This is a genomic window from Microbacterium sp., assembly GCF_036277215.1.
In the GTDB taxonomy this organism is placed as follows: domain Bacteria; phylum Actinomycetota; class Actinomycetes; order Actinomycetales; family Microbacteriaceae; genus Microbacterium.
Genome location: NZ_DASUNI010000262.1, coordinates 1 through 8561 on the forward strand (window position 1 = coordinate 1; position 8561 = coordinate 8561).

General features: G+C 70.8%; 9 protein-coding genes and 1 pseudogene. 1 reads left to right on the forward strand and 9 read right to left on the reverse strand.

Annotated features, from left to right (window positions below; all coding sequences use genetic code 11):
* Nucleotides 1-104 precede the first annotated feature (104 nt).
* Nucleotides 105-575, reverse strand: a complete 471-nt coding sequence (locus VFX99_RS13155) for a hypothetical protein (RefSeq protein ID WP_329666748.1) — start codon at nucleotides 573-575, stop codon at nucleotides 105-107.
* A complete protein-coding gene (locus VFX99_RS13160) occupies nucleotides 565-1182 on the reverse strand; it encodes a sigma-70 family RNA polymerase sigma factor (protein WP_329666749.1) in 618 nt (205 codons plus the stop codon). The genes VFX99_RS13155 and VFX99_RS13160 overlap by 11 nt, the downstream gene beginning before the upstream one ends.
* A gap of 150 nt (nucleotides 1183-1332) precedes the next feature.
* On the opposite strand from VFX99_RS13160, the gene VFX99_RS13165 reads away from it, so the two are divergent.
* Complete coding sequence (locus tag VFX99_RS13165) at nucleotides 1333-2088, forward strand: glutamine amidotransferase-related protein (protein ID WP_329666750.1); 756 nt, start codon at nucleotides 1333-1335, stop codon at nucleotides 2086-2088.
* 3 nt (nucleotides 2089-2091) lie between these two features.
* Here the strand turns inward: VFX99_RS13165 and VFX99_RS13170 are convergent, their stop codons facing one another.
* The 7 genes and pseudogenes from VFX99_RS13170 to VFX99_RS13200 form a co-directional block, all read right to left on the reverse strand.
* Nucleotides 2092-2577 carry a glutaminase gene (locus VFX99_RS13170; RefSeq protein WP_329666751.1) on the reverse strand — a complete coding sequence of 162 codons (486 nt, stop codon included), beginning with the start codon at nucleotides 2575-2577 and terminating at the stop codon, nucleotides 2092-2094.
* Nucleotides 2574-3776 carry a cation:proton antiporter gene (locus VFX99_RS13175; protein ID WP_329666752.1) on the reverse strand — a complete coding sequence of 401 codons (1203 nt, stop codon included), beginning with the start codon at nucleotides 3774-3776 and terminating at the stop codon, nucleotides 2574-2576. Before VFX99_RS13175 ends, VFX99_RS13170 begins: the two co-directional genes overlap by 4 nt.
* Nucleotides 3777-3809: 33 nt before the next feature.
* A complete protein-coding gene (locus tag VFX99_RS13180; protein WP_329666753.1) occupies nucleotides 3810-5015 on the reverse strand; it encodes an alpha/beta fold hydrolase in 1206 nt (401 codons plus the stop codon).
* A gap of 42 nt (nucleotides 5016-5057) precedes the next feature.
* Nucleotides 5058-5924, reverse strand: coding sequence for a transposase (locus tag VFX99_RS13185; protein WP_329666754.1), 867 nt, complete (start codon nucleotides 5922-5924; stop codon nucleotides 5058-5060).
* A 130-nt stretch (nucleotides 5925-6054) separates the two neighbouring features.
* Nucleotides 6055-6738 carry a GTP pyrophosphokinase family protein gene (locus VFX99_RS13190; RefSeq protein WP_329666755.1) on the reverse strand — a complete coding sequence of 228 codons (684 nt, stop codon included), beginning with the start codon at nucleotides 6736-6738 and terminating at the stop codon, nucleotides 6055-6057.
* A gap of 279 nt (nucleotides 6739-7017) precedes the next feature.
* On the reverse strand, nucleotides 7018-8322 hold the full coding sequence (locus VFX99_RS13195) for an FGGY family carbohydrate kinase (protein ID WP_329666756.1): 1305 nt from the start codon (nucleotides 8320-8322) through the stop codon (nucleotides 7018-7020).
* Between the two features lie 104 nt (nucleotides 8323-8426).
* Nucleotides 8427-8561: pseudogene (locus VFX99_RS13200) on the reverse strand (xylose isomerase); the annotation flags it as partial.

Genomic DNA, 8561 nt, shown 5'->3' on the forward strand with positions numbered 1-8561 from the left:
TCTCTCGCCACGGACGGATCTCGGGCTCGGTTTCGTCAGCCATGCGTCATGCCTTTCGTCTCACAAAGAAGGATGCCGTGGCCCCCCGCCGCGGCATCCGTTGGTCACACTTCGAATTGGGGTGTTTGGAAGTCATGGAGGTCGTCGTCCGCGCCGCGGACGACGAGTCGAAGTCGGGAGACGCCGGGTGGCACGCTGTCGAAGGCGAACCGTCCGTGCTCGCCCGCGTCGGTGCTCCATTCACGGTCGCCCTGGCTGAGGCGGATTGCGAGGGCCGCGGCATCCACCCATCCGTCGATGCGGCGAGCGCCGTCCTCAGTGACCGTGACGTGCACGAGCACGCTCGTCTTCCCGTCGCTGAACTGCAGCGTCGCGGTGTCGGTCTCGCCCCGCACCGCCGAGAGCTGCGAGGCCTCGACGAGCGTCAGCAGCGCGTACTCGCGCGACAGATCCTCGACCGCGACGGTCGCGACCATTCGGTCGACGAGATCCGCCGGGACCGGATCCACGTCCTGCCACATCCTGCGCATCTGGGCGAACAGCGCCGCATCCGCCGCGAAGTCTTCAGTCTCCATGGGAATCCCCTCCCCAGCCGTCGCCCTCGAGCAGGGCGCGAAGCTTTGCAAGACAGCGCTGGCGGGTCGGCCCGATCGACCCGATCGGCATCGCCATGTCCTGCGCGATGCGTGCGTAATCGGGACGTTCATCGAACGCCACGATGCGAAGCAGCCGCTGGCACCGCTCGGTGAGTTGCGCCACGGCACGCCACAGACGACGGGACTCGTCGTCGGTTGCGGCGCTCTCCTCTGCGGACTCATGGGCAGGCAGGTGCGGCTCGAGGCTTTCCGTGTCCGTCGCGTCCGCGCGGCGGTGGAGCTTGCCCACCCGCCAGGCCTCGCGACGCGCGACCATCGTCAGCCACCCCGAGACGGCCTGGGGCTCGGTGATCGACTCGTGCCGGCGCACGAGCGTGAGCCATGTCGTCTGAACGACGTCCTCGGCGAGCGCGCGGTCGAGACCGTAGGCACGGACGACGTGCCACAGCAGGGGCGTCATCAGCCTCACCAGCTCGTCCATGGCTCGAGTGTCACCGTCACGCCACCTCAGGAACAGGCTTGCGGCGCGCTCCCACCTGGTCGGCTCGACGGAGTCGACGGAGGGCTCGGCGCTCTCGTGCGTCATAGCGCCCATTGTGTCCACTCTGAGGGGAGCGCGAAAGGACCGGTTCTGATACACGGTCCTGGCGATATTCCTGGGCGGTGAGCGAGATGAGGGCCGTGTGCGTTCAGCGGCATGCACGACCGCAACCCGACCCGCGTCTAGACTCGCGCCATGACGACCGCACCGTTGCTCTACGTGTGCGTGCGGCCGCAGCAGGGGGCGGCGGCTGCCGAGTACGAGTCCTTCCGATCGGCGGCCCGCCTCGACGCCTCGCAACTGGTGCAGCACGACCTCGTGCGCGACGCGCTGCCGCCGGACGTGTTCGATCGCTACAGCGGATTCTTCGTCGGTGGCAGCCCCTTCAACCTCACGGATCCTGAGTCATCCAAGACCGACGTGCAGCGCCGGCTCGAGAGCGATCTGGAGCGCATCGCCTCCGGCGTCATCGATCCCCCGCCCGGCTCGCCCGAAACGGCCGGGCTGTTCACCTGCTACGGCATCGGGGTGGTCACGCGCCTGCTGGGCGGCGTCGTCAGCCGCGCGTACCCCGAAGACACCGGCCCGGTCCTCGTCGAGCTGACCCAGGACGGCAGGAGCGACCCGCTGCTGGGCACCCTCGCGCGCAGCTTCACGGCACTGACCGCGCACAAAGAGGGCTCCGAGGCCGTGCCGGACGGCGGCACGCTGCTCGCGACGAACGCGGGATGCCCCGTGCAGGCCTACCGCGTCGGCGATCGTCTGTATGCGACCCAGTTCCACCCCGAGCCGACGACCCGTGCTTTCACCGAGCGCATGGCCGTCTACCGAGACGACGGCTACTTCCCCGCGAACGACTACGAGACGGTCGCCGGGCGTGTGCTGGCGGCATCCGTCACCGAACCGGTCCGCCTGCTCCGCGCCTTCGCGCGCACCTTCGGACCCGGCTGACCCCTACGCTCCGGCAGGCGGGTGGCGGAGCAGTTCGATGCGGTCGTCGAGATAGGCGCTGAGCGGCAGGTATCCGCCTGCGGCGCTCCATCGCACGCTCGGCGTGCCATCCACGAGGGCCAGGGGTCCTGATGCCTCACCTCGGTCGACCGCATCGGCGTCGAGCACCTGCCAGCCGATGTGCACGACCTCGCCCTCCGGGATGCCGCCCCGCCGGGCGGCAGCGGCCAGCTCCGCCCGACGACGCTGCGATTCCGCGGTGAAACCGCGCCGCACCTCGGCCCGGGCGCGCACGATGTCGCCCGTCGCGAGCACGCCGTCGTCGGCGATGAGCAGGACGCCCACATGCCAGGCGGTCCCTCGCCGGACGATGCGGGGCGAACGCCGCAACCCGAGGAGGCGGCGCGGCTCGATCAGCTCCCCGACCGCCTCGCGGGGCGCGTCGGTGAGCCGCGAGCGCGCGGCGTCGAGCAGCGTCTGGACGGTCAAGCCCGGTCGTCCTCGAGCGGAGCCGACGCCTTCACGCTGCGCTCGCCGCGCAGGCTCATCGCGATGAGCGGGAACAGGAGCACCGACAGCATGCCCGCACCGACGAGCACGGCCGCAGCGGCCGAGGGGAGGATGCCCTCGTCCACGCCGATCCCGGTGACCGCGACGATGATCGGCAGGCCCGTGGCTCCGAGGAATGCGACGGCGAGCCGATCCCGGCGGCTCGAGCCGGGGGGCGCAGCGAGCATCGACGGCAGACCGCGCACGAGGAACATCAGGACGACGACCACCGGAACGACCGCGAGCAGCAGAGGGTTCTCCAGAAGCGCGGTCAGATCGAAGGTGACGCCGGTGTAGATGAAGAACACCGGCACGAGGAAGCCGAACGCCACCGCCTCGACTTTGCTCTCGACCACCTTCCGGTCCGATTCGTGGGCGTCGCGCATGATCAGGCGCCACACGATTCCGGCGGCGAACGCGCCCAGCAGCAGATCGAGATCCAGCACGATGCTGAGCGCGACGAGCCCCGACAGGATCAGGAACACGACGCGGATCGCGAACTGCCCGGACGTGTGCAGCGATGCGTTGACCGCGCGATGCATCGCGCCCCGCGGCATCCGGAACGCGAGCCAGATCGCGAGACCCGCGATGACGCCGAAGATGGCGAGCACGATCGTCTCGATGCCCGGGCTGCGGCCGCCCAGGAAGAGCGAGATCGCGATGAGCGGACCGAACTCCCCGACCGCCCCGATGGCCCCGATCGCCTGCCCGAACGGCGTGCGCAGTTCGGCCGCGTCGCGCAGGATCGGCAGGATCGTGCCGAGCGCCGTCGAGCAGAGTGCGATGCCGACCACGATCGCCACCTCGCCGGGAAAGAGGATCCAGGTGAGCCCGACGCCCGCTGCGAGGCTGATCAGCCACCCTCCGACCGCGAAACGACCGGTGCGGCCGCGGAATGCCGCGAACTCGATCTCCGAGCCGGCGACGAAGAAGAGCATGGCGAGACCGAACTCCGACAGCGCTCCGACGAAGTCGGAGGGCACCGCCCAGCCGAGCAGCGACGGACCTACGAGAATGCCCAGCATCAGCTCGAAGACGACGATCGGAATCCGTACCCACCGTCCGAGGCTCCGAGCGAGCAGCGGAGCGGCCACCGCGAGCAGCGGGATGACGAGAAGAGTCGGCTCGAGCTGGTCCACGGCTACAACGTATCGAGTCCCCGCCGGACGAGGTCAGCCGACCACTCGGTCGAGCCACTGCATGAGGCCCGGCAGAGCGAGGTAGGCGACGGTGCCGTGCGTGGCGAACGGGATCGTCTCGTAGGTCACGCGGATGCCGAGACGGGCTTCGTGCTGGACGAAGTCGGCGGTGTCCTCGGGCACGACCAGCTCGTCCTCGAGCCCCTGCGCGATGAACAGCGGTGCCTCGAATGCGGTCGAGCCCGCTGAGTTCTCCGCCAACAGCTCCGACCACGGCGGAGTGGTCGTCGGGTCGCTGAGCGTGAAGTCGCCGACCAGCGGCTCGCCGATCCGGTGCAGCTCGGCGATGTTGCTGAGCAGGCAAAGCTCGTTCATGCGCGGGACGATCTCGAGCGCGGCCGGCGTGAGGATGTCGTCGAGGTCGGCGTCGGGATACACCGAGGCGAACGCCGTGAAGGCGTACGAGCCGATCGTCACGCCCGAGATGTCGTCGAGGTGGGCGCTCATCAGGTTCGGGAGGCTGGCCGCGGGCGCAGCGGCGGCGACCGCATCGATCTGCAGCTCGGGCGCGTACGAGGGTGCCTGCTCGGCGGCGAAGAGCACCGCCGCGCCGCCCTGCGAGTGACCCCACAGCACGACGCGGTCCCCCGCGCGCGTCTCGGGGACCGAGCGCGCGGCGCGCACGGCGTCCAGCACCGCGTTGCCTCCGCTGACGCCGACCAGGTACGAGTCGGGGCCGTCGGTGCCCATGCCGATGTAGTCCGTCGCGACGACCGCGTAGCCGCGATCGAGCAGCTGCCGGAGTCCTTCGATGCCCAGGAACGGGTCGAACCCGTAGGACGGGGCGCACTGGCGCGCCGCCCCGGTCGTCGGATGCCCCCACGAGAGGACGATGCGGCCGCCCGGAGGCGCCGGCGCGAGCGGAACGACGAGCACCCCGGTCGCGACGGCGGGGTCGCCGTGCACGTCGGTGGTGCGGTACATGATGCGCCATGCGCGCGCGGCGAGCGGTGCACCCAGCAGCTGATCGATCTTCACGAGCGATCCGGGATCGCCGATGGCGGCATCCGCGGGCTGCTCGTAGAACGCATCGACACCTGGCCGCTCGAGGGCGTCCCCCGCAATGCGGAGGGCCTCGACCGCGACCAGTCCGCTGGTCACCGCGAGCACGGCGGCGGCGAAGACGGTCGCCCATCGGTAGCCGGGTTTCAGGCGGTGTCCGCCGCGTCGCCCGTTCACTCCGCGACCGCGATCGCGGAACGCATCAGCCTTCGTCGTCCCTCACTTGAGAGACTCCCGAGCCCTCTCGGCGTCCCGGGTTGCGCTGCGCGCCTTAGCGGCGGCATCCTTCTGCTCATCTTCGAGGCGTGCGGTCTCGCGGTCGGCCTTCTCCGCGTCGGCTTCGAGACGCGCGAGCTCCGACCGCAGGTCTTCGAGGCGCTCCCTCAGGAGGTCGCCGCGCTCGCGTGACTTATCCAGCTTCGCCTCGATGCCCGCGAGCTGGCGATCCGCCTCGCCGGCGGCGCGCTCGGCTTCGCGGAGCGCGCGCTCCGCCGCCTTGCGGGCCCGCCGCTCGGCAAGGTCGTCGCGCGTCGGCGCGGGCGCGTCCGGAACGCCGGGCATGCTCCCGCCGACGGCGTCGGACACGTCAACGGCGTCGAACCCGCTCGCCTCCAGCGGGCGGACCAGTCGCCCGGTCATCACGGCGGCGGCGGCCGCGGCATCCATCACCGCCGCATTGATGGTCTTCTCGACGTCGGCGCGAGCCGCGGGACTGACCGCGACACCGCGATCCCGCGCGAGTCCGACGGCCTGCGTCGCCAGTGCGGCGACGAGCTGGCGGCGCTGGCGGCTCAGCCGACCGAGTTCTGCGGCATCCAGGTCGTCCTGCGCCTCGCGCAGCGCGCCGGCGAGCTGGAGCGCTTCGGCCAGCTGCCCGTCGCGCGCCAGCAGGTCGACCGCCCACGCCGATGCGGTGGGCTTGCGCAGCGCCTTCACGCTCGCCGCGATCGCGCGATCGGCCGTGGCCGCGCGGGCGTTGCGGGCTTCGGTGAACTCCTCGGGCGGGAGGGCGTACAGCTCAGCCGCGATCGCGTCGAGCTGCGCGGCCGTCGAATCGGCGGGCGGCTTACCGGCGGATGAGGGCACCTGCCCATTCTGTCGGGCGGGCCCTCATGTTGCGAGGAGACGGGCGGTGCTTCGCAGGACCGGGCACGATCGGGCCCCGATCAGGCGCGTTCGCGCACCTTTCGGGCGCGGTTCAGGCGGTGGGTATCAGCTAGACCGCGACCATCCGGCCGGAGGCGCCGGGCCCGTGCAGCTCGCGGTGCAGCCGCTGCATGCGCTCGTCCAGCTCGGCGGCGGTGTCGGCGGCATCCTTGAGGCTGGTCAGCAGCTCGAGCGGAACCTGTCGGTCGTACTTGTAGTAGATCTTGTGCTCGAGGCTCGCCCAGAAGTCCATCGCGATCGTGCGGAACTGCACCTCGACCGGCACGGCGACGCGGCCGGTGGAGAGGAAGACCGGGACCTCGACGATCGCGTGCAGGCTCTTGTACCCGTTCGCCTTCGGCGCGGCGATGTAGTCCTTGACCGCGACGACGGTGACGTCGTCCTGCTGGGTGAGCAGGTCGAACAGCCGGTACGCGTCGGTCGTGAAGCTGCAGGTGATGCGCACGCCCGCGATGTCGGTGATCGACGCGCGAATGGATGCGAAGTCCGATTCGATGCCCTTGCGCAGGACTTTGTCGACGATGCTGTCGGGCGACTTCACACGGCTCGAGACGTGCTCGATCGGGTTGTAGGCGTGCATGTACTGGAACTCGTCGCGCAGGATCGCGACCTTGGTCTCGATCTCCTGCATGCCGAACCGGTACTCGAGCAGGAACCGCTGCATCTCGTCGGCCATCGCGCGCAGCTGCGTCGGAGAGAAGCTGACCTGTTCGTCGTCGAGGGGTGCCGGCATGTCTTCGACGCTATGAGCCGGGCCCAGGAGACCTCTGTGAGCGGTGCTCGAGTCTCGGCGCAGGCCCGTTTCGGCCCCTGGTTCACCTGATTGCCGCGAAAGGGGGCACTTTGTGACCGGAGAGCGGTGGAGGGCGCGCGATGCACTCGGGCCGGGTCGTGCGGCGCGCACAACTCCTCCAATTCCGGCGCCGGGTCGCGGCGGGCTCGCAGAAAATCGCGGATCGTCCAATCACGACCGCACGATTCGGCGGAGTTGTGCGCACGCGCGGCGCGAGAGTCAGGCCGCGAGGACGCTCGCCGCCTGCCGTGCCGCGCCGAGCGCGACGTATTCGCCCGGAGCGGGGACCTCCACCGGCACGCCCAGCACGAGCGGCGCGATGACCCGCACCGCCTCGGACTGCGCGCCGCCGCCGATCAGCAGCGCCTTCTCGAGGGGCACACCGAGTGCGCGCAGAGCCGCAAGCCCCGCGCCCAGTCCGCCGAGCATGCCCTCGACCGCCGCACGCGCCAGATTCTCGCGAGTCGTCGAAGCGAGGGTCATCCCGGTGAGGGATGCCGTGGCATCCGGCAGATTCGGGGTCCGCTCGCCCTCGAAATACGGCACCAGTGACAGGCCGCCTGCCCCTGGCGCGGCAGCGAGCGCGAGCCGGCTCAGCTCGGAATGGTCCACGCCGAGAAGGCCGGCGACGGCGTCGAGCACGCGCGCGGCGTTCAGCGTCGCGACCAGCGGCAGGAACCGCCCGGTGCAGTCGGCGAAGCCGGCGACCGTTCCGGTGGGATCTATCGTGCGCTCCTCGCTCACCGCGAACACGGTGCCGCTCGTGCCGATCGAGACGACGACGTCGCCGGGGCCGGCGCCGAGGCCGAGCGCCGCGCCGGCGTTGTCGCCGGCTCCCCCGCCGACCCGGCGTTCCGCGTCGTCGAGCACCCACTCTTCGGGCCCGAGCACGCGGGGCAGGGTCGCATCGTGTCCGAGCGCCGCGACGAGCAGCTCGCGGTCGTAGCCGCCGCTCGCGGGGTCCCAGTAGCCCGTGCCCGAAGCATCCGACCGGTCGGTCACGAGCTCCTCGAGCACAGGCCCGCGCCGCGACTCGCCTTCGGGGCCGAAGCCGCGCAGGCGCCACGTCAGCCAGTCGTGCGGAAGAGCGACGGCTGCGACACGAGCCGCGTTGTCGGGCTCGGAGTCGCGCAGCCACCGCAGCTTGGTGAGCGTGAAAGATGCCACCGGCACGAGGCCCGTGCGCTGCGCCAGGCTGTCGGCGCCGAACTCGGCGATCAGGTCGGCGGCCGCTCCCGCCGAGCGGGTGTCGTTCCAGAGCAGGGCCGGGCGGAGGACGCGGCCGGCGTCGTCGAGGACGACCATGCCGTGCTGCTGCCCGCCGATCGCCCAGGACTTGACGTCGCCGAGTCCGCCGGCGGCGTCGATCGCCGCCTGCAGTGCGGTCCACCACGCGGCCGGGTCGACCTCGGTGCCGTTCGGGTGGATCGCCCGCCCGTCGCGCACGATGGCGCCGGTCGCGGCATCCGTGATCACGACCTTGCACGACTGCGTCGACGAGTCGACGCCCATGACGAGGCTCATGTGCGCTCCTTTCCGCGGTGGAGTCGAACCAGGGGATTCCGCACGAAACCGAGGACGGTGTCCCTGATCTCGGCTCGGATCCCCTGGTTCGGGAGTGGATGCTGTCAGCCGCGGGCGCCGAGCAGGTGCTCGGTCGCGAGCTGCTGCAGGCGCACGAACCCGAACCCCTTGCCGCCGAGGTACACCGACGGATCGAAGTCCTCGTACGCCGAGCGGTCGGCGAGGAAGTCGTCGTACGT

Bases quoted from the DNA above. Each gene is read 5' to 3' on its own strand.
- VFX99_RS13165 (WP_329666750.1), top strand. From the start codon at position 1,333: ATGACGACCGCACCGTTGCTCTACGTGTGCGTGCGGCCGCAGCAGGGG.
- VFX99_RS13155 (WP_329666748.1), bottom strand. From the start codon at position 575: ATGGAGACTGAAGACTTCGCGGCGGATGCGGCGCTGTTCGCCCAGATG.
- VFX99_RS13195 (WP_329666756.1), bottom strand. From the start codon at position 8,322: ATGAGCCTCGTCATGGGCGTCGACTCGTCGACGCAGTCGTGCAAGGTC.
- VFX99_RS13190 (WP_329666755.1), bottom strand. From the start codon at position 6,738: ATGCCGGCACCCCTCGACGACGAACAGGTCAGCTTCTCTCCGACGCAG.
- VFX99_RS13160 (WP_329666749.1), bottom strand. From the start codon at position 1,182: ATGACGCACGAGAGCGCCGAGCCCTCCGTCGACTCCGTCGAGCCGACC.